At 55.9% G+C, this 24,221-nt stretch carries 19 protein-coding genes; 12 read left to right on the forward strand and 7 right to left on the reverse strand.

The features are described 5' to 3' along the window. Positions 1 to 165 precede the first annotated feature (165 nt). The 4 genes from NST26_RS07920 to NST26_RS07935 all read left to right on the forward strand — a co-directional run bounded on the left by NST26_RS07920 (position 166) and on the right by NST26_RS07935 (position 4,494). Positions 166 to 1,554, forward strand: a complete 1,389-nt coding sequence (locus NST26_RS07920) for an ABC transporter substrate-binding protein (protein WP_340954998.1) — start codon at positions 166 to 168, stop codon at positions 1,552 to 1,554. A gap of 108 nt (positions 1,555 to 1,662) precedes the next feature. Next, complete coding sequence (locus NST26_RS07925) at positions 1,663 to 2,565, forward strand: carbohydrate ABC transporter permease (RefSeq protein WP_076079689.1); 903 nt, start codon at positions 1,663 to 1,665, stop codon at positions 2,563 to 2,565. A 14-nt stretch (positions 2,566 to 2,579) separates the two neighbouring features. After that, the gene (locus NST26_RS07930; protein ID WP_036725647.1) at positions 2,580 to 3,416 is read left to right on the forward strand and encodes a carbohydrate ABC transporter permease; all 837 of its coding nucleotides are present in this window, start codon (positions 2,580 to 2,582) and stop codon (positions 3,414 to 3,416) included. 70 nt (positions 3,417 to 3,486) lie between these two features. Further along, positions 3,487 to 4,494, forward strand: a complete 1,008-nt coding sequence (locus NST26_RS07935) for a glycoside hydrolase family 130 protein (RefSeq protein ID WP_340954995.1) — start codon at positions 3,487 to 3,489, stop codon at positions 4,492 to 4,494. 644 nt (positions 4,495 to 5,138) lie between these two features. On the opposite strand, the gene NST26_RS07940 is transcribed toward NST26_RS07935, so the two are convergent. Beyond that, on the reverse strand, positions 5,139 to 6,341 hold the full coding sequence (locus NST26_RS07940; protein ID WP_036725643.1) for an ROK family protein: 1,203 nt from the start codon (positions 6,339 to 6,341) through the stop codon (positions 5,139 to 5,141). Between the two features lie 203 nt (positions 6,342 to 6,544). Next, positions 6,545 to 7,000: a CBS domain-containing protein gene (locus tag NST26_RS07945; protein ID WP_036696539.1), complete on the reverse strand. Its 456-nt coding sequence runs from the start codon at positions 6,998 to 7,000 to the stop codon at positions 6,545 to 6,547. 119 nt (positions 7,001 to 7,119) lie between these two features. Here NST26_RS07945 and NST26_RS07950 point away from each other — a divergent pair, with 119 nt between their 5' ends. After that, complete coding sequence (locus tag NST26_RS07950; protein WP_036725642.1) at positions 7,120 to 7,554, forward strand: MarR family winged helix-turn-helix transcriptional regulator; 435 nt, start codon at positions 7,120 to 7,122, stop codon at positions 7,552 to 7,554. 115 nt (positions 7,555 to 7,669) lie between these two features. Here the strand turns inward: NST26_RS07950 and NST26_RS07955 are convergent, their stop codons facing one another. Both NST26_RS07955 and NST26_RS07960 read right to left on the reverse strand, forming a co-directional pair. Continuing rightward, positions 7,670 to 9,175, reverse strand: a complete 1,506-nt coding sequence (locus NST26_RS07955; RefSeq protein ID WP_340954992.1) for an amidase — start codon at positions 9,173 to 9,175, stop codon at positions 7,670 to 7,672. A 104-nt stretch (positions 9,176 to 9,279) separates the two neighbouring features. After that, complete coding sequence (locus NST26_RS07960; RefSeq protein ID WP_340954991.1) at positions 9,280 to 9,861, reverse strand: LOG family protein; 582 nt, start codon at positions 9,859 to 9,861, stop codon at positions 9,280 to 9,282. A 584-nt stretch (positions 9,862 to 10,445) separates the two neighbouring features. On the opposite strand from NST26_RS07960, the gene tyrS reads away from it, so the two are divergent. Further along, positions 10,446 to 11,705: a tyrosine--tRNA ligase gene (gene tyrS / locus NST26_RS07965; protein ID WP_340958126.1), complete on the forward strand. Its 1,260-nt coding sequence runs from the start codon at positions 10,446 to 10,448 to the stop codon at positions 11,703 to 11,705. A 1,030-nt stretch (positions 11,706 to 12,735) separates the two neighbouring features. Here tyrS and NST26_RS07970 read toward each other — a convergent pair. Both NST26_RS07970 and NST26_RS07975 read right to left on the reverse strand, forming a co-directional pair. Then, entirely contained in the window at positions 12,736 to 13,224 is a 489-nt protein-coding gene (locus NST26_RS07970) for a YfbM family protein (protein WP_339254809.1), read from the reverse strand. 42 nt (positions 13,225 to 13,266) lie between these two features. Next, positions 13,267 to 13,452 (reverse strand): hypothetical protein, encoded by a 186-nt coding sequence (locus tag NST26_RS07975; protein ID WP_036722636.1) that lies wholly within the window; start codon positions 13,450 to 13,452, stop codon positions 13,267 to 13,269. 318 nt (positions 13,453 to 13,770) lie between these two features. Here NST26_RS07975 and NST26_RS07980 point away from each other — a divergent pair, with 318 nt between their 5' ends. Next, positions 13,771 to 14,040: a hypothetical protein gene (locus NST26_RS07980; RefSeq protein WP_340954987.1), complete on the forward strand. Its 270-nt coding sequence runs from the start codon at positions 13,771 to 13,773 to the stop codon at positions 14,038 to 14,040. A gap of 17 nt (positions 14,041 to 14,057) precedes the next feature. Next, positions 14,058 to 15,218: a methyl-accepting chemotaxis protein gene (locus NST26_RS07985; protein ID WP_340954985.1), complete on the forward strand. Its 1,161-nt coding sequence runs from the start codon at positions 14,058 to 14,060 to the stop codon at positions 15,216 to 15,218. Between the two features lie 421 nt (positions 15,219 to 15,639). Here NST26_RS07985 and NST26_RS07990 read toward each other — a convergent pair whose 3' ends face one another. Continuing rightward, complete coding sequence (locus NST26_RS07990) at positions 15,640 to 17,628, reverse strand: beta-galactosidase (protein WP_340978980.1); 1,989 nt, start codon at positions 17,626 to 17,628, stop codon at positions 15,640 to 15,642. 520 nt (positions 17,629 to 18,148) lie between these two features. On the opposite strand from NST26_RS07990, the gene NST26_RS07995 reads away from it, so the two are divergent. The 4 genes from NST26_RS07995 (at position 18,149) to NST26_RS08010 (ending at position 24,122) form a co-directional block, all read left to right on the forward strand. Next, the gene (locus tag NST26_RS07995; RefSeq protein ID WP_036722630.1) at positions 18,149 to 19,120 is read left to right on the forward strand and encodes an ABC transporter permease; all 972 of its coding nucleotides are present in this window, start codon (positions 18,149 to 18,151) and stop codon (positions 19,118 to 19,120) included. A 16-nt stretch (positions 19,121 to 19,136) separates the two neighbouring features. Continuing rightward, positions 19,137 to 20,021, forward strand: coding sequence for a carbohydrate ABC transporter permease (locus NST26_RS08000; protein ID WP_036722627.1), 885 nt, complete (start codon positions 19,137 to 19,139; stop codon positions 20,019 to 20,021). A gap of 33 nt (positions 20,022 to 20,054) precedes the next feature. After that, on the forward strand, positions 20,055 to 21,665 hold the full coding sequence (locus NST26_RS08005; protein ID WP_445323315.1) for an extracellular solute-binding protein: 1,611 nt from the start codon (positions 20,055 to 20,057) through the stop codon (positions 21,663 to 21,665). Between the two features lie 90 nt (positions 21,666 to 21,755). Next, positions 21,756 to 24,122, forward strand: a complete 2,367-nt coding sequence (locus NST26_RS08010; protein ID WP_036722624.1) for an AraC family transcriptional regulator — start codon at positions 21,756 to 21,758, stop codon at positions 24,120 to 24,122. The last annotated feature ends 99 nt before the right edge of the window (positions 24,123 to 24,221 follow it).

A 24,221-nucleotide genomic window follows, 5' to 3' on the forward strand; every position in this document is an offset into this window, starting at 1 on the left:
GCAGGGGAGGAATTTCCGCAGGGCGGAGATTGCCTCCCCTGTTTGTATACAACTCCTACAGAAATCTGCCCTTAATGTGGGCTTACCCGCCTTATCTGAATCCGCCTATAGAACTATAATCAAGTTGTAAGCGAATACAGCAGGGTATATAAGGGGGCACTACCAATGATGAAGCGTACGCTAATGACATCTCTGAGCCTGGTCCTGGCACTCGGCTTGGCAGCCTGCGGCAATGGTAACAGCGGCGGCGGCAATGCAGCTGAAGGCAAGGGAGAAGGGGCGAAGGCCGGTTCGGGGGAAAAAACTAAAATCAGCTATTGGACAGGCGACCGCCACGATGCGGATTTTATAAAGGAGAAGGTAGCCGAGTTCAACGCATCCAATCCTGACGGGATTGAAGTGGAGCTGGTCGTCAAGGGCGATGACTTCGATACCGCACTCGATCTGTCCTTCCAGACCTCGGATGCGCCGGATGTGATCCGGGCGAAGGAGAATACCATCCAGACCTTCTACAAAAAAGGCTTTCTCGCTCCGATTGACGAGTTCCTGAGCGATGAGATGAAGACGAAATTCCCGGCCATGCCGGATCTGAATGAATTTGACGGCAAGCGTTACAGTCTGCCGAACTACGGAACGACCATGCGTCTGGTGTACAACAAGGATCTGTTCGCCAAAGCGGGCATTGAGCATCCGCCGACTACCTTACAGGAGCTGGTGGATACAGCCAAGAAACTGACCGAAGCCGGCAAAGCGGACGGCGCCTACGGCTTCGCCCTTAACTTCAAGAATCCCGGCAGTGCGTTCGCACGTTCAGCGCGGGTGGTTGCGGAGATGAGCGGCTATGGCGGCTTCGGGTATGATTTCAAGACGGCCCGCTATGACTTCAGCGGCTTCGAGCCGATCATCAATGCTTTTAAGCAGATCAAGGACGACGGCAGTATGCTGCCGGGTGTAGAATCGCTGGATATTGATCCGCTGCGGGCGCAGTTTGCGGAAGGCAAGATCGGAATGTACATGTCCTACTCCTCGGAGCCGGGCGTCTACAAGAATCAGTTCCCGGCCAAGATTGACTGGGCGGCCGCTCCGGTTCCGACCATCGACGGCAATGTGAAGGGGGCTTCCGGCTTCCTCGGGGGCCAATGGCTGGCGCTCAGCTCGAAATCAGAGCACAAAGAAGCAGCCTGGAAGTTCATGGAGTTCATGTACGGCGATCAGGTGCTGACGGATTATCAGGAAAAAGGCTTCGGCATCTCCATGGTTCCGTCCATCAGCGCAGCAGCCAAGACACCGGATGTGAACGGCATCGAAGGCTTCCTGCCGAACAAGTACGATGGAGTGTGGCCGGTCTATCCGTCTGTAGCACCGGAAGGGATGAAATCGGATGACGCCTTCTTCAAATATATGCTGAATGGCGGCGACCTGAAGGCGATTATCGCTGATCTGAACAAACGCTATAATGCTGCACTGGACAGTGTAATTGCGAATGACGGCGTGAAGGCCGAGCCGGATGCAAGCTTCGATCCCGCCGCTCTGGGCGGCAAGTTCGCCAAATAGACAAAAGGTTAGGGATAGAGATATATAGGCCGGGATAGCGGGGGATGAGGGAGCAGCTTCCTCATCCCTCTGCTCTGGCCGTAAAGGAAAGGAGCCGGAAGAAACCAGATGAACAAAACAAAACATGCCTTATTTTCATACAGCTTTATCTTTCCAAGTGCCTTGCTCACATTGGTCCTCGGGATTTACCCGATTGCCTGGGCGTTCCGCTATATGTTCTATGATTACAAAGGGTTCGGAACGGCGCGGTTTACCGGTCTGGCCAATTTCAGCCGCATTCTGAAGGACACCCAGTTCTGGGATTCGGTGGTGAATACATTTGTTTATGCAGGCGGCAAGCTGCTGATCACCATTCCGCTGGCCCTGCTGCTGGCCGCCATATTGAACCGGGGGCTGCGGGGCAGACAGCTGCTGCGGGGGATTTTCTTCATGCCGACCGTCATCAGTACTGCCGTAATGGCTGTAGTCTTCTTCACGATTTTCAACTCGTATAACGGAATTCTCAACCAGTTCCTGATCCGCTCAGGCATCTCTGATTCCGGTGTCGATTGGCTGGGGCCGAAATATGCCATGCTCACTGTCATCCTGGTTGCGGCCTGGGGGGCGGTCGGCAATTACATGCTGCTCTTCCTCGCCGGTCTGCAGAATATTCCCGAGGATGTGTATGAGGCCTCTTCTCTGGACGGGGCAGGGAAAATTCAGCAGTTCCGCTATGTCACCCTGCCGATGCTCGGGCCTGTCATGCAGATGGTTATTATGCTGGCGATCATCACAGCCCTGAAGGGCTACGAGAGCATCATGGTACTGACTGAAGGCGGTCCTGTAGGCAAGACGGAGGTCATGTTCCTGTATTTGTACAAATTATTTTTCCCTGTCGGCGGGGGCAGCGCGGCGGTTCAGGTCCAGGAGTTCGGATACGGCAGTGCGGTCGCCTTTGTGTCTGCGGTCATTGTAGGGATGATATCACTCATTTATTTCTACGCATCCAGACGCATGAATCAGACCGATTGAGGAGAGAGGCTATTATGAGACTAAGAACCATACTGGGCAAAATCATCCTGTGGATTTTTTTGCTGACCGTTGCATTTGTCACCCTGATTCCGGTCGTGATCACCATCCTGGGCTCCTTCAAGACCAATGCTGAGCTTACTGCGGGAGCGACTTTCCTGCCGGAGAGCTGGCACTTCTCGAACTATGCCGAAGCCTGGTCGCAGGCGAATTTCTCCAGATATACGCTGAACAGCCTGATGGTTTCTCTGGCGGCAGTGGTCGGCACGCTTCTGGTATCATCCATGGCGGCTTATGTAGTGGACCGGATGGATTTTGCCGGCAAAAAATTGTATATCGGACTGCAATCGTTCACCATGTTCGTGGCTGTAGGGGCGGTTGTGCTGCGTCCGCAGTTCGATCTGATGGTTAAGCTTCATCTGCACAACAGCCTGTGGGGCGTTATATTGATTCTGATCTCCGCCCATGCTTCGATCTTCTTCATTCTGTTCAGCTTCATGAAGGGGATTCCCCGCGAGCTGGACGAGGCGGCGCTGATCGACGGCTGCTCTCCGGGCCGGACCTTCTGGCGGATCATTCTGCCGCTGCTCGGACCCGGACTTGGCGTTGGTGCCCTGTTCACCTTCCGCGGCGCGTGGAATGAATATCTGCTGCCGCTCGTGTTCACGATGACGAAGCCGGAGCTGCAGACGCTGACCGTCGGGCTGGCGAACCTGAAATACGGGATTTCGGCCGCTTCCCAGACCCACTACATGATGGCGGGCGCCTGCTTGTCCATTCTGCCGATTCTCGTCGCCTATCTGTTCGCCAACAAATCCTTCATGCAGATGACCGCCGGTTCCCTGAAGGGGTAGCTGTACGGCTCTGCACAGACTATAGACAACATGAAACAATCAACATTCAACATTTAAGGAGGTACACCCCATGACACTACACATTCCGGCGATTCTGCAATCCGCCCCGTTCATCCGGCGGTATCCGGGGAATCCGGTGCTGGATGCAGCGAAGGTTCCTTACCCCACCGCACTGGTATTCAATGCCGGTGTAACGAAATTCAACGGCAAATATGTGATGATCTTCCGCAATGATTACGGCTCACTGGCCGATCAGACGCTTGAGCCGCACCACACCACGGATCTCGGCATTGCCTACAGCGACGACGGGCTGAGCTGGACCGCCAGCCCGAAGCCGGTGTTCAAAATGCACGATGAGGAAATTATCCGTGCTTACGACCCGCGCCTGACAGTGCTCGGCGGCCGTTGTTATATGTGCTTTGCCGTGGATACACGCCATGGCATCCGCGGCGGAATTGCCGTCACCGATGATCTGGAACACTTCGAGGTACTCAGCCTGTCCACACCGGACCTGCGCAATATGGTGCTGTTTCCCGAGCTGATTGGCGGCAAATACGTCCGGCTGGAGCGTCCCTTCACGGTGTACAGCCGCGGCGGCCGGGATCGTTTCGACGCCTGGATCTCCGAGTCGCCGGACCTTGTGCATTGGGGCAACTCCAGCCTGCTGCTCGCCGTCGAGCAGGTGCCGTTTGCCAATGACAAGGTCGGTCCGGCCGCGCCTCCCGTCCGGACGGACAAGGGCTGGCTGACCACCTTCCATGCGGTGGATGTAGACCCGGCCCGGGGCAAGCACGGCTGGGAAGACACCTGGAAGAAGCGCTACACCGCCGGAATTATGCTGCTGGATCTGGAGGACCCCCGCAAGGTAATTGGCATGAGCAAGCAGCCGCTGCTGGCACCGGAGACGGATTATGAGATTGGCGGGGGCTTCCGTAATCATGTGATTTTCCCCGGAGGAATGATTCTGGAGGATGACGGTGAGGTCAAGATCTATTACGGCTCTGCGGATACGGTAGAATGCCTGGCGACTGCGCATGTAGATGATCTGCTCCGGCTCTGTCTGGAGCCGGGGGAATAGATGGAGCTGGAAGCTGGCTGAAGGAGGGAATGAGGAGCGGTAGTGGTGGGATGGTGCATAAAGTGCAACAATGGTAGCTTAATAGGAGCGACTTGAGCGGAGAGTGTGCATAAAGTGCAACAATTCTAGTACGATAGTAGCAACCGTGGGCAGAATGTGCAAAAAGTGCAACATTGCAGCTCAATGGGAGCGACTTGAGCGGGGAGTGTGCTTAAAATGCAACATTTCTAGCTCAATTGCAGCGACCGTAGGCAGATTGTGCATAAAGTGCAACAATGCAGCCCCATAGGAGCAGCCAGCGCAGGAATCCTGCACAAATTGCAACAACACAGATCCAATTAGCACCGGTTCGCCGAAATTCCTGCAAAATCTGCAACAATAGCTCCACAGCCAGTAACCAATGTAGAGAAATCCTGCAAAAGGTGCAACCTTGCCGGAACCCAGCCAAACCCGCTAACTGAAAGCGGGCGTTGGGGCGGGAATAAGATGTAAAAGTGCACCTGAATTGGCCGAAAGTTGGCGATGGGTGAGAATGAGGTGTAAAAGTGCACTTGAGTTCAAGTTGGCGTTGGGCAGAGTAAGGTGCAGAAGTGCACCTTATCCCGGCCTAAAGCAGGCGCAGGGCGGGAATGCGGTACGCCCTCTCAGCTCGTCAACTGGTGCAGCACCAGAGCACATGCGCCTGTTGCGACAGCACGCTCGCCCAGGCTGCTCCGGGTGAAGCGGACGTTATATTGTCCGCGGTAATAGGTCCGCTCCAGCGCGATCCGGGTGGCAGTCTCGTAGAAATCTGCGGCCAGGAACAGCGGGCCGCCGAGGATGACTTCCTCCGGGTGGAGGATGTTAATCAGGTTCGCCAGTCCGATGCCGCAGGGTACGGCCATCTCTTCAAATAACCGGACCATCACAGGATCGCGCTCCCGGAGCGCTTCCAGCAGATGGACGAATTCCAAAGCCTCCGCATGCTCTGCCAGAGCACGGAGGCTTGTGCTGCTGTCCAGCCGCCAGGCCTCGCGGGCCTGTCCCTCCAGCGTCCGGACCGACACATAGCTCTCCCAGGCCCCGGCGTTGCCGCCGGGAAGCTGCGGCGGTACTCCCGCGCGGTCAATGATCATCTGCCCGACCGCTCCCTCGGTATCGATTATGCCGTAGAGCAGCCGCCCATCGTTCATAATAGCGGAGCGCAGGCCGATTCCGGCATGGAGATAGAGAAGGTGCTGCTGCATCCGGTTGCTGCCGGCCCAGTATTCGCCGAGCAGTGCCGTATTGGCTCCATTATCCAGATAGACAGGCACCCCCAGGCGCTGCTCCAGCTGTTCCTTGATATGTACTTGTGACCAGCCCTCTGCAGGAAAACGGGCCGGATTCAGGATAACTCCGGCTGTGCGGTCCAGCGGACCAACCGCGCCGATGCCCAGACCGGCGACCCGGCTAAGCTGGACAGAGGCTGCGTCAAGCATCTGTAAGCCTTGTCTGTGGAGCGACTCCATTAGAAGCTCGGGGGTAAGCCCTGCATCCATGCTCCAGGTATGCTCGCCCAGCAAGCGCAGATGAAAGTCTGTCAGCACAAGCTTGGCATGGGTACGGGAGATCTCCAGCCCCAGCAGATAAGCGTAAGATGGATTCGTCTCATAGAGGGTAGGGCGGCGTCCTCCGGTGGATTCGCCGAAGCCGACCTCAACCAGAAGCTCCTGGGACAACAGTTCATCCAGGATGCGTGTTAACGTGCTTATGGTCAGTCCGCTTTCGTCCAGCAGGGTCTGCTTGGAGACGGTACCGTGTTTTCTGACCGTGAAATAGATCTCTCTGGCTTTGGGATTGGCGATGATTTCATGAATAGGCAGCACAGATGGTTCTCTCCTTATGAAAAGACTATACCTGACGAATGGACTACATCTGCTTCAACAATGACATAAAAAGCAGGGTGCCGCAACTATCACAAGGAGAGTGTAAGCGCCATTTCGAATATGTAGCCGCTGCCGGGGAGAGACACAGGACGGTCAGGCAGCATATGAGGATAAGCAGGCGTTAGTGGCGAGGATTGTTAATCCTAGAGCAGCGCCTTGAAGGAATGGCGGATCACATCGCCGCGGCTGATGATGCCGACCAGCACATGGTTCCGTTCAACGGGAACCTTTTTGATTTGCTTTTTGCCGAGGATGGTGGCGATGGCTTCAATATCTTCTTCGGCATGTACAGTGATGACCTTCTTCTTGGCGATAGCCATTACGTTCAGACCCAGCAGCTTCTGCGCCCGTTCCTCGAACAGATCATTATCCCCGACGAACACATTAATCTGGAAAAAAGAATCCACAATCAGATCCTCATGCCTGCCGATATAGCGCATAATATCCCCGTCGCTGAGGTAGGCGACAATCTCATTCCGGTCATTCACGACAGGCATACCGCTGATCCGGTGGGCAATACATTTCTCAATAAAAGTCCGTACGGTGTCTTCCTGCTTAACCTTGTACACCTGACGGACCATGAATTCATGGGCTTTCATACCGGTTCCCCCTGAAAATTAGCTTTTGCAGAAATAAGTTGTATCATGAAAGTATATACTTGTATTATACAAGTGGAAAGAGTAAAGTCAATGAATAAAAGAGAAGAGGGGCAACCGGCATGGACAAACATTCAATTGAGACAATAGAGCTGGAAATGGCGGTTCTGTTCCGCCGTCTCACTTCAATTACCACGTTCAAAAAAATAGGTAATCTGGATCGTGCGGCCTACCTGCTGCTGCATCACATTGCCTCTCGTGAAGGAACTGCCGGGATAAAGGCAATCTCCGATGAGTTTCAGTTGGATATTTCTACGGTCAGCCGACAGGCTGCCTCACTGGAGAGTAAGGGGTACATCACCCGGGTACCGGACCCTGTGGACGGGCGGGCTTATTCGCTGCAGATTACAGAGACGGGCAAAGCGAGTCTGGAGGAGAACCGGCAGGTCCGGCAGGAGATGATCGAACAACTGCTAAAGGGCTGGTCGGAGGAGGAGGGGCATTCTTTCGGGGAGCTGCTGCGGAAGTTCAATGCGGCTTTTCTGGAGGAGGGCTGATGGTTCGCGGAAGTCTCTGGAAGCTCCCGGAGAGATCACAGCAAAAGGGCCGTCCGCAACGTTATTTCACGCTGCGGACGGCCCTTTTCATAGTATTCAGGCAACGGAACAGGCATCAAGCAAAGCCTGCATTCCCGCTCATCCCCACCCACAGCGGGGATTGCTCCAGACAAGCGGCGAGCTGGAGCAGCAGGTCCTCGCGCCCTTTGGAGGCCATGACCTGGACGCCTATCGGCATTCCTTCGGCCGTAAGATGCACCGGAACGCTCATGGCGGGCTGGCCGGTCAGGTTGGCGAGCTGGGTGAAGGGCGTGTACGTTAGGCTCGGCTCGAACATCTCGTAGATCATCCGCCTCTGCGCGTCCTTCGGCAGCCCGCTGACCTGCATCAGCTTCTCTGTCTCCGCCGTGGTCTGGGTCAGTTCTCCGATCTTCGGGGCAGAGTCTGCATTAGCCGGAGTAATATACAGATCGAAGCGGTCCATCAGCGCGGCCATCTGCGCAGCAGCTACATCCCATTCGTGCAGACTGTGTACGAACTCTGCCGCCGAGACCTGCTTCCCGGCTTCGGCCAGCACCCAGGTGACAATATCCACTTCCTCTGCCTTAATTGCACGGCCCATGGCGCTCTCAAGCGACAGGAACATGGCGGATACTTCTCCGGCGTTCATCGTATAGTAGTTGTCCATCAGCCGGACCCCGTTGACCGGGCTCAGCTTCTCTTCCACCTCATAGCCCTCGGACTCCAGCCACTTGACCGTCTTCCGCACGGCCTCTACCGCCTCAGCGGATACCGGTGTTCCCACCGGCGAAGCGGTGGTGAAGGCGATCCGCAGCTTCCGCTGTGCGGGCTTCAGCAAATCGTCCAGGTAGACGCCCGGATACAGCGGCGTCTGAAAAGCCGCTTCCGGCTGCACCACCTGCAGCAGATCCAGCATCGCGGCGCTATCCCGCACAGAGCGGGTCAGCGCAAAATCAATCGACGCGCCCTGCCACTGGCGGCCGATCCCCGGGCCGACCGGCGTACGCCCGCGCGTCGGCTTCAGCCCGAACAGGCCGGTGAACGAGGCCGGTATGCGGATGGAGCCGCCGCCGTCACTGGCTCCGGCGGCCGGCACGATCCCGGCGGCAACCGCCGCCGCCGCACCGCCGCTGGAGCCGCCGGGTGAACAGGCGGGGTTCCAGGGATTGCGGGCCGGGCCGTGAAGGAGGGGCTCGGTGATGTTTTTCAGCCCGAATTCCGGCGTATTCGTATGGCCCAGCGGAATGAAGCCGCCGCGCCGGATACGGGCCACATAGTTAGAGTCCCGCTTCGCGACATTGTCCTTCATCAGCAGAGCGCCCGAGGTCAGCGGTTCGCCGCCAATCGCCTGGGAGATATCCTTCAGCAGGAAGGGGACGCCGGCGAACGGACGGGGGGTATCCCCGGAATCAAGGGGCATCTCCGCAGCCTCCTTCAGCGCGGCCTCCCGGCGGGTGCGCACCACCGCATTCAGCAGCGGATTCACCTCATCCATCCGGGCATAGGCGGCTTCCACAAGCTCACGCGCCGAGACCTCCCGTGCCTTTACTAGAGCGGCAAGCCCCAGCGCATCATAACCGGAATAAGCAGACAACGACATAGGTATAACCTCTTTCTGGCAGGATCAGGCAGGCTACATAGTGGTCAGGCTATAGCTGCAGTCTCGCGCATAGTATATTGCGTTATAAGGAGGGCAGAGACTTTTCAAGTACGCTTTTCTGTAAGATATTGCTTCACTGGAGGCGGCGTATACTCTGCGAACTGCTGCAGAATGCCCTCCGGCGTGGTAGCGTTCAGCATGATGGAATGATGCTTCTCCTGCATGAATTGTTCCCGGGCCATGTTGCTGAACAGGGCAATCAGCGGATCATAATAATGATTCACATTAAGCAGTCCGCAGGGCTTCTGATGCAGGCCGAGCTGAGCCCAGGTGAAAATCTCGAAATACTCCTCCATCGTGCCCGGGCCGCCGGGCATAGCAATGAATCCGTCCGCCAGCTCAGACATCTTAAGCTTCCGTTCGTGCATAGAGTCTACCATAATCAGCTCTGTCAGACGGGTGTGCTCGATTTCTCTTTGCTTCAGAAAATGCGGCAGCACCCCAATCACGCGGCCTCCCGCCTGCATCACGCTATCTGCAATAGCGCCCATCAAGCCTACAGTAGCTCCGCCATAGATCAGCGTAATGTTACGTGCGGCAAGCTCCTTGCCGAGTAGAATAGCGGATTCCTTGTATACGGGCGAAGCCCCTTCACTGGAACCGCAGAACACTGCGATACTCTTCATAAGCTGCTGACTCTCCTTTGTCTTAAGATAATTTGTAATGTGCTTTGAAGAACGGTTGTTTCCTCTACCTAATGTATCACGGATTCAGGTGCATGTAACATTTTTCTCGTTGCCGGAGCAGGCGGTTTAATTGCGGTGGTGCTCTGCATTGACAACCTTTTGCGGAGCGGCTATACTTTCTGTAATCTTATAGTTGGTATACGTTGAACGAGCCAGTAGCAGCCTTGTCCCTGTTCCCAGAGAGCCGGGGGTCGATGGAACCCGGTACATACAAGCGGACTGCGAATTACGCCTCGGGAGTATCTTGGGTAATGCCAAGCGGAGCTAAGCGAACGATAACTCGCCTGAGAGTGGTATGGACCTGCGTGCAGCATCAGGTCTGTGCAATTTGGGTGGTAACACGGTTAATGATAATCGTCCCTGTGTCTGAATAGACAAGGGGCGATTTTTTTGTTGTCTGTGCGGTTTGCTGGCTGGGTGCGTGGCGGGCTTAAGCTTCTGAGGCTGCTGCGGTAGGGCTGCTGTTTTTTTGACGGATACCAAGGGATATAGAACAATCACTTACACAAAAGGGGCTGTACATGTTGAACATTATCGACGAGCTATTGTGGCGCGATGCCATTAACCAGCAGACAGATGCGGACGGACTGCGTGAATTGACGGAGAGTAAGGCGGTGTCACTGTATTGCGGCGTGGACCCGACGGGCAACAGTATGCATATCGGCCACCTGATTCCGTTCATGGTGCTGCGGCGCTTCCAGCTGGCGGGTCACCGTCCGGTGATTCTGATCGGGGGAGCTACGGGAACAATCGGCGATCCGAGCGGACGCCAGAGTGAGCGCTCTTTGCAGACGCTGGAGCAGGTGCAGGAGAATGTGGATGCGCTGACGGCCCAGATGAAGAAGTTGTTCCTGACTGACAACGACAACCAGGTCCGGCTGGTCAACAACTATGATTGGACCAAGGATATGAACGTCATTGATTTCCTGCGTGATTTCGGCAAAAACTTCAGCATCAACACGATGCTCGCCAAGGATGTAGTCGCCAGCCGTCTGGACAGCGGCATCTCGTTCACGGAGTTTGCTTACCAGATTCTGCAGTCCATTGACTACCTGCACCTGTTCCAGAACGAGGATGTGCAGCTTCAGGTCGGCGGCTCGGACCAATGGGGCAATATTACGAGCGGCCTCGATCTGATCCGTAAAAAAGAAGGCAACGAAGCCAAAGCCTTCGGCCTGACCATTCCGCTCATGCTGAAGGCTGACGGTACGAAGTTCGGTAAAACCGCCGGCGGCGCCATCTGGCTTGATCCGAAGCAGACTACCCCTTACGAGTTCTACCAGTTCTGGGCGAACACCGATGACCGTGATGTGGTTAAATACTTGAAGTACTTCACCTTCCTGAGCAAGGAAGAGATTGAGTCGCTTGAGGAGAAGGTAGCCACTGAGCCGCATAAACGCGAAGCGCAAAAAGCGCTGGCCGAGGAAATGACCCGCTTTGTGCACAGCGAGGAGCTGCTGGAGCAGGCCAAACGTATCAGCGCGGCACTGTTCAGCGGCGATATCCGCTCCCTGACTGCGGACGAAATCGAGGAAGGCTTCAAGGAAATGCCGACCTTCACAGCGGGCACTGAGACCAAGAACATTGTAGACTGGCTGGTGGACCTGGGAGTGGAGCCATCCAAACGCCAGGCGCGTGAGGATATTACTAAAGGCGCAATCTCGATTAACGGGGAGCGTGTGAATGAGCTGGAGACGGAGATTACAGCTGCAGATGCCATCGGCGGCAAGTTCATCATCGTCCGCAAGGGCAAGAAGAATTACAGCCTGGTGAAGCTGGTCTAAGCGCAAGCTGCCGGGCGATGGTTTGCGGAAGGCGAGTAGAGCGGGCCGGATGTTGAGCCAGATCTGGAGCGTTGTTAGGCTGGAGCGAGGCTGAGGGTGAACTGGAACGAGGTTGATGGTGGCTAGGGTGAGGTAGATTAGCTAGGGTGAGACAGAGATGAGTGAGGTTTGGCTAGATGAGCTAGAGTGAGACAGAAGAGTTAGATTTGGCTAGGTGAGCTAGAGTGAGACAGAAGAGTTAGATTTGGCTAGATTAGGTAGAGTGAGATAGATGAGTTAGGTTGAGCTAGATGAGCTAAAGTAAGATAGATGACTTAGGTTGAGCTAGAGTAAGAATGGTGTGAAGTAACTGAGTGATTGGGCTATCCCACTGTCAGCAGTGACAGGGATAGCCTTTTTTGGTGGTCGCGGAAGGTGAGACGGTCTCCCGCCTTCCTCCCCTGATCACCGTAGGCCGGAAGCGTGGCTGCGTCGTGAAATCACAGGGATAAATCCCTCTGATTTTGCTGGGTGTAAGCTAAATGAGGAAATCAAGTGTATAAATCCCTCTAATCTTGCTGGAAGTAGGCTGAGTGAGGAAATCAAGTGTATAAATCCCTCTAATCTTGCTGGAAGTGGGCTGAATGAGAGAATCAAGTGTATAAATCCCTCTAATCTTGCTGGAAGTGGGCTGAATGAGGAAATCAAGTGTATAAATCCCTCTAATCTTGCTGGAAGTGGGCTGAGTGAGGAAATCAAGTGTATAAATCCCTCTAATAGCTGCCGGGTGGGAAGAGGTAGGCCGATGAGGAGCATTAGTGCACCCGAATTTGGCGCAAGCGGCCGAAATGAGCAAATCAGGTGCATTAGTGCACCCGAATTCGGCACAAACGGCTGAAACGAGCAAATGAGGAGCATAAGTGCCCTTGATTTCGCCGAATGCGGGCTAGACACGGGAATCAGGGGCACAAATGCCCCTGAATTCAGCGCACGCACCTCACTCGCCATAAACCACCTAGTCCAGCGCGCCATCTGACGAGAGAGCCAGGCTTCAAAACAAATAGAAAATAATGCCTTTACCAGCAGCGACAGTCTGGCTGTAGAACCGCTGGATCTCGGTGAAGAACTGGAGCAGATAGGCAAAGAAAGCATCCGCATCATCGTCAGACACCGTATCAGGGTCCAGCGGGTAGACCTCCTCCTCGGCCATGGTCCGGAAATCATAACGCAAGCGCAGCTGAGCTTCATCCAGCCGGGAAATAGCGTCAAGCGCTTCGGCCACTTGTCCGGCACGCAGGCAGAATGCCCCGTATGCCCCGAACTCAATACCCTGGTCTGAATGCAGCGGAACCACATATCCAAGCGGCGCAGGCCCATCCGATATATCACCGCAGAGCAGGTAGTGAATCGCCTCCCAGGTACGGTCGATATCCAGTCCCGGGTACTTGTCTATGTTCAAGCTCGCCAGCGGGGTGCTGCCTGCGGCAATTTGCTGCACCAGTTCATCTTCCATTGCAAAGTAATATCCGCGTATAGCCATTGTATCAGCCTTCCTTCCGTGGTGGGGATAGAGTAGTTGTACTTAATCCTCAAGCAGCGCAAGCTTGTCTTCGAGTTCAGCAATCTTAAGCCGGATAGCTTCTGCCCGGGGCTCGTCCTGCGCTTTCACCGCGACTGCTAATTCATCGGCAGCTATGCTGATCTGATATTCCAGATACGTGTAGTCGGATGCGGCGGCAGGGTGGGTGGAGCGTTGGGAATAGGTCATATGCCGAGGCCTCTTTTCTGTGATCTGTGATATATTCATGATACAGGGTTTGCAGGAACGGCTCAACCTTGTTACATGGGAACCCGGCACAGGCTGCGACATTGTTCACAGACAATGAACCCGGTTCTGGCTTTACCATGAGTAGTATTGAAAATTATAACTTAATTTTTCAGTAACAGTATGCGGGAGAAAATTCCGCAAAGGAAGGTTTGGTATACATAATGATTGCTGTATCTTTTAACACCTTGGACGAGGCCAGGCACCATCTGGAGGGAGGCGGTTCATCCGGATGGCTCTGTCACATTTTACAGTCAGATTATGTCTAGTACTTATGTGGAGCTGCTGAGTTCAGCCGATCCGCTGGCAGTGCTGGAGGAGACGCTGGGCGGCAGTCCGTTCAAGCCTTCGTTTGTCCTCAATATTAACTGTACGCTGCGGGACCAGCTGTTTACACGGGACGGTCTTTGGGGAGCTTTTGACGAGAAGATGCTTGGGTTCTGCGGTAACACTACAGGCTTCATCAGCTATGGAGAGCAATATTATACTAAGCATGCCAATCAGACTATGATTCTGCTGCTGGTTGAATAAGGGAGAGTTGAAATCGGATGGAGTGGTTAAGCAAACTGCGCACAGCTTGGGGGAGAACCCCCTCTGCTGAAGGCGTTCAAAGTCAGAGTAATACAAGCGGGTTAGCGGAGAGAGCCATAGCAGAGCGTGTGATCGCAGCTAAGGATACGGTTGCATTAACAGAAACGGTTATAGCAGAGGGAAAAGCCGCAGTAGAGGAAGCAGGCACTAACGCACATGTACCTCACAGCGGTAACGATAGCGTAGAACCGTCTGTACATGCTTCAGGCACGGTGTCTTATGGGGAACATGCATATGCCCTGGCGGAGCAGATCCGCCTTGAGACTGGAGCTATCCTGAAGGAAGAGGCCCAACTGGTGGAGGACTTCGAGGCCTTGCGGGCAGGCGGCGGGGAGATGATCGGCCAAATCGCCGGGACTCAGCAGCTCCTGGAACATTTGAAGACCAACAACGGACAGACTGAAGATCTGATTAATGAAATGTATGGCAGCTTGTCCTACTCATCCAACAAAATCGAATTTGCCAAGGAAGCCAATATCCAGATCTCTGCGGAAATGCAGAAGGCCTCGGAGGTATTTACTGAGTTCGTTGCTTTGAATGAGGATCTGCGGGAGCATTTCCACAGCATTGAGCAGCTGGCCAAGATCATTACGGATATTGCCGAGCAGACGAATCTGCTCTCGCTGAATGCGGCGATTGAGGCGGCGCGGGCTGGTGAGCATGGACGCGGCTTCGCCGTTGTCTCCACGGAGATCCGCAAGCTTGCTGACAGCACCCGCAGCCATGTGAAGGAGATTATGGGTTCACTCTCAGGAATGACCCGCGTCATGGAGCAGATCCACAGCAAGTCCGGGGATGGAATGCTCGCGATGAACGAGACCACGGCGAAGATCGGTGAGTCCACCGTATATATGAATGAAATCGTAGTCGCGGAGGAGCAGGTCTTCGAACATCTGGAGGCAATCCAGGAGTCCCAGGAGAGCAGCATGGAGGATGTGGAGCAGATCAATAGCGACCTGCTGCGTATTCTGGAGAAATCGGGCCAGGACACAGACCAGTTCCGTAAGCTGGTTCTTACCGTCCAGAAGAAGGCCGACCATTACCAGCAGCTGTTGAATCATCTGCATCAGATCGGGCTGCTCCAGCAGGCGGAAGAAGCAGAGAAGACTAACGTATAAGCAGATATGGTAAAAGGAAAAACACCCGGCGGCGGGAGAAGCTGCCGGGTGTTTTTGTGTTGTGTCCGGCATGGGCACAGGTAACACTCCTCTTGCTGGTGAAACACCGCTAAGGGGGAGGGGCCCAGCCAGCGTAAGCTTCACGCTCCGTATGACTAGACACCTCGCGTATGATGCGGGAGGGAAAGAGTTGGATAAACTCCACCTGCTGACCGGCAACGGTCCTATGCCAGGACAGCAATTGGATAAACAGCACTTAAATGAACCCGTTTCCCCCAAACTGGCCTAAACGACCATAATTAGTTGTTGTTTATCCACTTGCTTCCGGAAATTCCTTGGAAACCAGCATAGCAAGCTGCGTTTTTCCACTTGTTTGCTGGGAGGCAGCGTTCTCCGCCATCGGCAGGAGGATATTCCACTACTACAGCGAGATCAGCCTGTATTCATAAGCGCCAATGGGCAGCGGACCGGCGGGCACAGGAGTGCCGGTCAACACATCCTGCCCGCTGCGCGGCAGGGTGACGCTGCCGCCAAGGCCGTCCATGTTGACGAGCGTCCACAGCTCCCCGGCAGCGCCGCTTCTCGGGCAGAGAATGGTGCCCGGCGTGACATCACTGCGCCGGGTGACTCCGGCCCGGGCGGCATAATGCTCAATCAGTGCGCACAGCTGCTTGTCGCCCTCGCTGCCCGAGGGCAGGGAGCCGAGCATGACGATGGCTCCCCGGCCATAGGGCTGCTCGGTCAGGTAGGCCAGGCCCGGCGTCCGGCCTTCCGTGATCATGCCGATCACGGTGGCTCCGCCCGGCAGCGGCTCGAAGACGGCGCTCCATAGCGACAGCGGCGCGGAGCAGCCGAAGGCCTCCCCGCTGCTGCCCGTCCCCTCCATCGGGTAGACGAAGGTAGTGTTCACACCTGCGAAGCATTCCAGCTCCCCCAGCGCAGCATCTGTATGCAGGGTATGCTCGGCAGTGCGGTCTCCGCTAAGCGGGCCGACGATCCAGATGCCGCCTGCTTCCGTGAAGGTGAGCGCCTTCTCCATGTATTCCGGCGACAGATAATGGATGTAAGGCGTGAACAGCAGCTTATAGCCGCTTAAATCGCCGCCTTCCGGCAGCAGGTCACGGTGAATCCCCAGATCGAGAATCCGTCTGTAAAAGTCCCCCAGCAGGGAACGGTAGTTCAGCTGCCGGTGCGGCTCCGTGGCCAGGAACGCCTTGGCCCGGTCCGAATAAGTAATCGCCACCTCGGCCTGCACCGGCCGGGTATTCAGCATGTGCGGTTCGATCTGCAGCCTGGCGGAGGAAGCCGAGCGCACATTGTCATACCCGAGCGCAGGCTGGCCCCAGGCGCTGATAATCGAGCTGTGCGTCTGCTCGCTGCCCGTGCGCTGCTGCCGCCACAGCCAGTAGCAGAAGGCGCCTGCCCCTAGCGCGTAGGCGGCCACGGCTTCAGCGGTGAGATAGCCGTCCGGGTGCGGCTCGCCGTAGCTTGTAAGCGAAGCGGCATAGGCCGGGCCAGTCTCCATCAGCCAGAAATCCCGCCCGGGCTTGAACCCGCGCCACAGATCACAGTTCAGCAGATAAGCGTGCCTGTTGGCCTGAGAGGCGTAGGTGTCGAACGAAGCGAAATCAAGCTCCCGGAACAGCTGCTCATTGTCCAGATGAAAAGGGACATTGCTGTTGTGCGTGATCGGAGCCGCCGAATAGCGGCGGATGATCGCCGCCTGTTCCCCTGAGAACTCCGCAACCTTCTCCATCTGGAACAGCCGGTACTGGGTGACGAGCGATGAATTATGCAGAAAAGGCGTAGCCACCGGCTGCGGCACCTGATCGAACCGCTGGTAGGTGTGGCTCCACACGCCGGTTCCCCACGCTACATTCAGCTCGCCGATGCTACCGTAACGGTGCTCCAGCCACTCATGCCACAGGGAGCGGCAGGACGCGCACATGCATTCCGCCACATGCGCCTTCAGCTCATTGTCGAGCTGCCAGGCGACTAGGCCAGGGAGCTGCCCCAGCACACGGGCCAGCTCTTCCGTAATTACCGCAGCCCGCTGGCGGAAATAAGGGTTATTCGTGCAGACATGCTGCCTGGACCCGTGACTCATTAGCGCCCCGTCTGCCCGGACGAACAGGCGCTCCGGGTGCCCGTGAGTGAGCCAGATTGGCGGGGTCGCGGTGGGCGTACACATAACCGTGTCGATGCCATGGGCATGGAGCTGCCGGATATGCTCAGCGAACGGCCGGACATCGATGGAGTCTTCCTCCGGCTCCAGCAGCGACCAGATGAACTCGCCCATGCGTACCAGATTAATCCCGGTCTCCTGCATGAGCTGAAGATCCTGCTGCCGTTCAGCCTCCCCCCACAGCTCGGGGTACCACGCGGCACCGTAATATAACTTTTGCTGCATTCTTTTGACCTCCCGTAAGCCCATACGGGCTCTGTATGATTTTATCTTTTTACCCCCAGTCCCCAAGCTATATAGTTTGAATTTGAAAACATAAATTTGAGGAGGAGTGACGGAGGGGAATTTTGGAGCTGCATTAGCGGTAGCGACCGCCTGAAAGCTTTCCGCAGGAAAGCTCGCATCGTAAGCATCAGCTGGCTGCGGATTTCAACCGTTAAAAACGGTATATATCAAGAAATCTGCAGACAACAGCGGCCGGAAGCCCAAAACTTCTCTGGAGTCACGACTCTCCCAAAAATGTAATTATCATTTCAATCTATATAGTGTCCGCCCCCCACATGCAATAGTAAAGTTTTGCCGGTTTTGGACTTTATTGCGGAAGCGGCGCAGAGGGCGTTCAAAGCGCTGTCCAAAAAGTCCGATTGCCGGAAAAACACCCGCCAACCATAATAGAAAGCGCAGCCACGGCAATGTAGTGAAGTGTAGTAGCAGGGGCTGCTTATCCATACGGAGGTGAATGTCAATGAAGCAAGGAGCGGCAATGGGGGCAGCAGAGATCAGCACGGGCACAAGCTTCCGCCGCAGCAGGCGCGAGCAGCGCTTCAGACGTCTGAAGCGGGACAAATGGCTTTACATTCTGCTCAGCCCCGGACTCCTGTATTTCCTGCTGTTCAAATATGTGCCGATGTGGGGAGTGCTGCTCGCCTTTAAGGATTATCAGCCTTTTCTGGGCTTTTGGAAGAGCGGCTGGGTCGGCCTGGAGCATTTCCGCACGTTTTTTCAGAACCCTGATTTCTTCATGCTGCTGCGCAATACGCTGGTGCTGTCGCTGTATAATCTGGTGTTCTTTTTCCCGGCACCGATTATTCTGGCGCTGCTGCTCAATGAGATCCGGCTCTCCTTCTATAAAAGGACGATTCAGACGCTGATCTACGTGCCCCATTTCATCTCGATGGTCATCGTCGCCAGTATCTCCTACGTGTTCCTTACGACACAGGGTGGTGCGGTCAATGAATTCCTGTTCACGGTTACCGGGCGCAAAATTGATTTCCTCGCTAATCCCGATTGGTTCCGCCCGATGATTATTCTGCAGACCATCTGGAAGGAATGCGGCTGGGGGACGATTATTTTCCTCGCTGCTCTGGCCGGTGTCGATGTGGAGCAATATGAAGCAGCCGTGGTGGACGGGGCCAGCCGCTGGCGCCAGACCTGGCATATTACACTGCCCGCGATCCGCAGCACGATTGTTATTCTGCTGATTCTGCGGATGGGTACGATTCTGGATAACGGCTTCGAGCAGATCTATCTGATGATGAATGCGCTGAACCGTGAGGTGGCCGAGGTCTTCGATACCTATGTGTATGCGCTGGGGATTACCCAGGGAGCGTTCAGCTACAGCACCGCCATCGGCTTGTTCAAATCGGTCATCGGGGTCGTGCTGGTGCTCGGCACCAACTGGCTCGCCAAGAAGTCGGGCGAATCCGGATTATATTGAAAAGGAGGCATTATGTGTGGCTAAACGTTACCGCAGCGCCGGAGAGATCACCTTTGACGTCTTTAATTACGTGGTGCTGGGCATCATCGGGATCGCAGCCATCCTGCCGTTCCTGTTTGTAGTCGCTGGTTCCTTCGCCACCGAGGCGGAAATTACGAAGCGCGCTGTCTTTTTGATTCCGACGACGATCTCGCTGGACGCCTACCGGTTTATTTTCTCCACAGATACCATTGTCCGGAGCATCGGGGTGTCGCTGTACGTGACAGTGATCGGGACGGCAGTCAATTTGTTCTTCACGGTTACCATGGCGTATCCGATGGCGAAGCGGTACCTGATGGGCCGCAATCTGATCCTCAATCTGGTCATCTTCACCATGCTGTTCGGGGGCGGGATGATTCCCACCTATCTGGTGATCCGCGAGCTGCATCTGCTCGATACGCTGAATGCCTTGATTCTTCCGGGGGCGATCAGCGCCTTCAATCTGATTATTGTGAAGAACTTCTTCCAGGAGCTTCCGGCCGAGATGGAGGAGGCGGCACGCATCGACGGCTGTACGGAGCTGGGGCTGCTGTGGAGGATTGTGCTCCCGCTGTCGAAGCCGGTGCTGGCGACGTTCACCCTCTTTTATGCGGTCGGACACTGGAATAACTTCTTCTCGGCGCTGCTCTATATTAATGATCCATCCAAGTGGCCGCTCCAGGTGATGCTGCGTCAGATCGTCATGCTGTCCCAGTCGGCAGCGGGGGATCTCAGCTCCATGGACCCGAATTTCGTGCAGCCGCCGGAGCAGTCGATCAAAATGGCCGTCATCGTGGTCGGCACCTTGCCGATTATGTGCGTGTATCCGTTTCTGCAGAAGCATTTTGCCAAAGGGGTGATGCTGGGTTCAGTCAAAGGGTAACCGGTTAGTCAACATATAAAGGGAGGCCAAGTGATGAAGAAGATGAAGCGGAGCCAAGGTTCACGGTCTGTGAAAAAAGGGTTGTTCATGCTGCTGGCTATGATTATGATTCTAAGTGTATTGTCCGGCTGCGGCGGGAATGGGGAGAATACGGGAGCGGGACAGAAGGAGCCTGCCGGGGATAGCGGGAAGGCGGACGGCACCGCCAAGGCTGAGGAGCCGCTTGCGCTGACATTGATGCTGCCGATTTTCAAAACCAATTATCCGAAGGACGGCAGTCCGGTCGCCGCCAAGCTGGAGGAGCTGACGAACACCAAAATCCATTTCGAATGGGTGCCGAATGCATCCTATGCCGACAAATTTAACATTACGCTCGCTTCCGGCAAGCTGCCTGATATTATGTATGTAGGTGACGTGAAGGCGTCCAGCTTCGTCAATGCGGCCAGATCCGGCGCTTTCTGGGAGGTGGGTCCGTATCTCAAGGATTATCCGAATCTCAGCGGGGCGAAGGAGGTTATTCTGAATAACTCGGCCATCGACGGCAAGAATTACGGAATCTACAGAGGGCGGGCGCTGGGACGCAACGGTGTGGTGTTCCGCAAGGACTGGATGGAGAAGCTGGGGCTGGAGACCCCGAAGACCGTGGACGATTTCTATAATATGCTGCGAGCGTTCAAGGAGCAGGACCCGGACGGCAACGGCCAGGCGGATACGTATGGCATGGTGCTGGTCAAGTGGACCGGCCAGTGGGCCAGCGGCTTCGATACGATGAAGCTGTGGTTCGGAGCACCGAACAAGTGGGGTGTGCAGGAAGGGAAGCTTGTGCCTGAGCATGAATACCCCGGTTATTTGGAAGCGCTTAAATTCATGAAAAAGCTTTACGACGAGCAGTTGATCAACGCCGACTTCGCGGTGATGGACAGCTCTAAATGGAATGATCCGGTCGTCAACAACAAGGCCGGCGTCATTGTCGATGTGGTCGATAACGCAGCCCGGCTGGATGACAAGATTCATGCGGCCCTTCTAAAAGAAGGCAAGGACGAGCCGGAACGCCATTATATGGATGTTATCGGCGGTGTGAATGGAGCGGACGGCGCGCTGCATACGCTTCCGACCTCAGGCTTCTCCGGCATGCTGGCGATTCCGAAGTCCTCGGTCAAAACCGAGGAGGAGCTGAAGCAGGTGCTGGCCTTCCTGGACCGGCTGAATGATGAGGATCTGCAGACGATGCTGAATTACGGTCTTGAAGGGGTGCATTACAAGCTGGTGGACGGATATATCGAACGCTCCAGTGATACCGTTCTGCTGGAATCGGAAGTGGAAGGCCTGAACCAGATGCTGCCGTTTATCCCTGAGGACAAGGCGAAGCAGGTGAAGCAGACGCCGCTGCGGCTGAAGCAGACCGAGGTGCAGAAGACGAATGAAGCGACGATTGTGACCAATCCGGCGGAGGCGTTGATCTCGGCAGTCTATACGCAAAAAGGCTCGCAGCTGGATAACGTAATCAACGATGCGCGTATCAAATTCATTGTCGGCCAGATGGATGAGGCCGGGTTGAAGTCCGCTTTTGAGGTATGGCGGAAGACTGGCGGGGATGAGCTTGTGAAGGAAATGAATGAATTGTACGCCTCAGGCGGCAAGTAAAGTCCGGTCCTGCTTCAGTCTCCGGCCGGTCTGTCCCCGCTGCGGCTGCATGGCTGCAACTCTAAACTAAGGATTCGGCTGGTGAAACGAATGGAGAATGAAGAGGCAGGAGCACGGAACAGGTATACCGGAGGCCGGGCGGGACGCAAAGGCCGTTATTACCGCCATAATCTCATTATTGTGCTGATCGTCTCGTCCATTCCCGGGCTGATCATCGGGCTGCTGGTCTATTTTATGGCCGGGGGGAGTCTTGAGAAGGAGCTGCTGCGGATGCATAACCGGCAGATTGAGCAGCGGGCGGACAACATTAATGATCAATTGTCCAATCTGGAGCTGATGCTGGCCCATTGGGCGTTCGATCCGAAGTTCGATTACGGACTGAGCAACATGGATTTCACCCGGAATCATGAACGGGCCTGGGATATTACGAAGACGCTGGTAGTCATGCAGGGTTCCAATTCCATGGTGCGGCAGGTTGAACTGTATTTGGCCGGTAATCAGCCGGTACGCTTCGGAACGGAGTACGGGACGTTGTCTGCGGAGGAGGAAGTGCTGTACGGGAAGCTGCTGAAGCAGGAGCGGAGCACGTACTGGACGGAATGGGCTTTTGATCCGGTGAACCCGGAGCAGAAGGAGCTGACGCTGGTGCACCATATCCCCGGCGGCAGCCGGGAGCCCTTCGGGGCGCTGCTGCTGCGGATGGATACAGAGAAGGTATCCGCGATGCTGCGGACCATGACCCCGTACAACACGGGGGAGGTGTTCATGGAGCAGAAATCCGGCGGACTGTTCATCTCGGGGGGCGGGATGGATGCGCCCACGCCGCTGGTTACGGCGCTGCGGACGGCGATTACAGCCAAAGGCAGCCAGGATAGCGGATCCTTTTTGTATGACTGGAATGGGGTTACTTATGCGGTGACCTATGGTGATTTCTCGCGGATTGCCAGTGAATGGCGGTATGTGTCGGCTTCTCCGATCTCCAGCGTAACCTCTCCAGTGGTCTGGCTGTCCCGGATGATTATCCTGGTCAGCTTGTGCGCCTTGCTGCTGGCGGCGGTCCTGTCCTGGATTGCTTCCCGCAGAATCTATTCGCCGGTCCGCCGCCTGCTTCAGACGCTGCTCCCTGAGCATGCGGCCTCCGGGGACCGGGTGGATGAGCTGACGCTGATCGAGCGGCACTGGCAGAACCTGCACGGACAGCAGCATGCTCTCCAGTACACGCTCTCGGAGCAGCTTCCGCATGTGCAGCAGAGCTTCCTGCACCAGCTGTTCCAGGGGTATCTGTATGCCTATTCCGAACAGGATCTCCTGAGCCGGATGAAGCAGTATAAGTGGGAAGTGGAGAACTGTACGTTCGTGGTGCTGTATATCCAATTGACCGGAATCTCCAGCCTGGAGGCCAAGTTCCGCAGCGGCGACGAGAGTCTGGTATCGTTCGCGGCCGTCAATATTACCTTGGAGCTTGCCCGTGAGCATTTCGGCCGGGCGGAGACGGTCAATCTGCATGACCTCACCTCCGGTATGCTGCTGATGGAACCGGGAAGCGGCCCTGATCCGGCCCGCGTGGGCGCCTTCGGTGAAGAGCTGGCGGCTACCTTGAGCCGGATGCTTAAGCTTCAGGCCACGGTGGCGTACAGTGCAAGGATCGGGAGCATCTCCGCGATTCCGCGGGCGTTCGAGGCGGCGAAGCAGGCGGCCAGCCACAGCAGGTACGGAGGCGGGAACCAGATCATCAGCCTGGAGCAGCTGGAGCGGGAGGGGCAGGGCGCCCCATTGCCGCAGTATTCCTTCGCGCTGGAGCGCGGGCTGATTCAGGCGCTGCGGACCGGTGAAGCAGAGGAGGCGGACCGGCTGCTGGAGGAATTCCTGGAGACGCTCTCCGCAGGCGGCGCGAAGGTGATCGACGTACAGCAGGGCATGCTGCATCTGCTCGGCGCGATCCTTCATGCGGTGCTGGAGGCCGGGATGGCCCAGAGCCAGTTATTCGGCGGCAGGAATCTGTATGCCAGTCTCTCGCAGATTCATGAGCCAGGGCTGATTCTCTCCTGGTTCCGCACGCAGGTGACTGCCCCCTTCCTGAAGGAGCTGTGTGAACGGTCGGACGCCGGGATCAGACGGACGATCGACCAGGCGATGCTGTACATTCAGCAGCATTATATGGACAATATCTCGCTGGACAGCTGTGCGGATTATACAGGCACCAGCCCTTTTCTGCTCAGCAAGTCGTTCAAGCGGGTCACCGGGCAGAACTTCATCGATTATGTAACGGAACTGCGGCTCACCAAGGCGAAGGAGCTGCTGCGGGACACCGATCTGAAGATGAACGATGTCGCCTTGCAGGTCGGCTATCAGCAGAGCTATTTCAACCGGATTTTCAAAAAACAGGAGGACATCACGCCGACACGTTACCGTGAGCTGAGCCGGCAGGAGGGGGAGAAGGAGAACGGGACCCGGTAATCAGGGACCGGCTCCAGAATGACTGCGGCTCACTTCCTGTGATCCCGGCGTCCACAAGCCTCCTGCTCCGGGAACGGTTCATTCGTCCGGGTGATGTCC

It is taken from the genome of Paenibacillus sp. FSL R7-0128 (genome assembly GCF_038002245.1).
GTDB lineage: Bacteria > Bacillota > Bacilli > Paenibacillales > Paenibacillaceae > Paenibacillus_AQ > Paenibacillus_AQ silagei.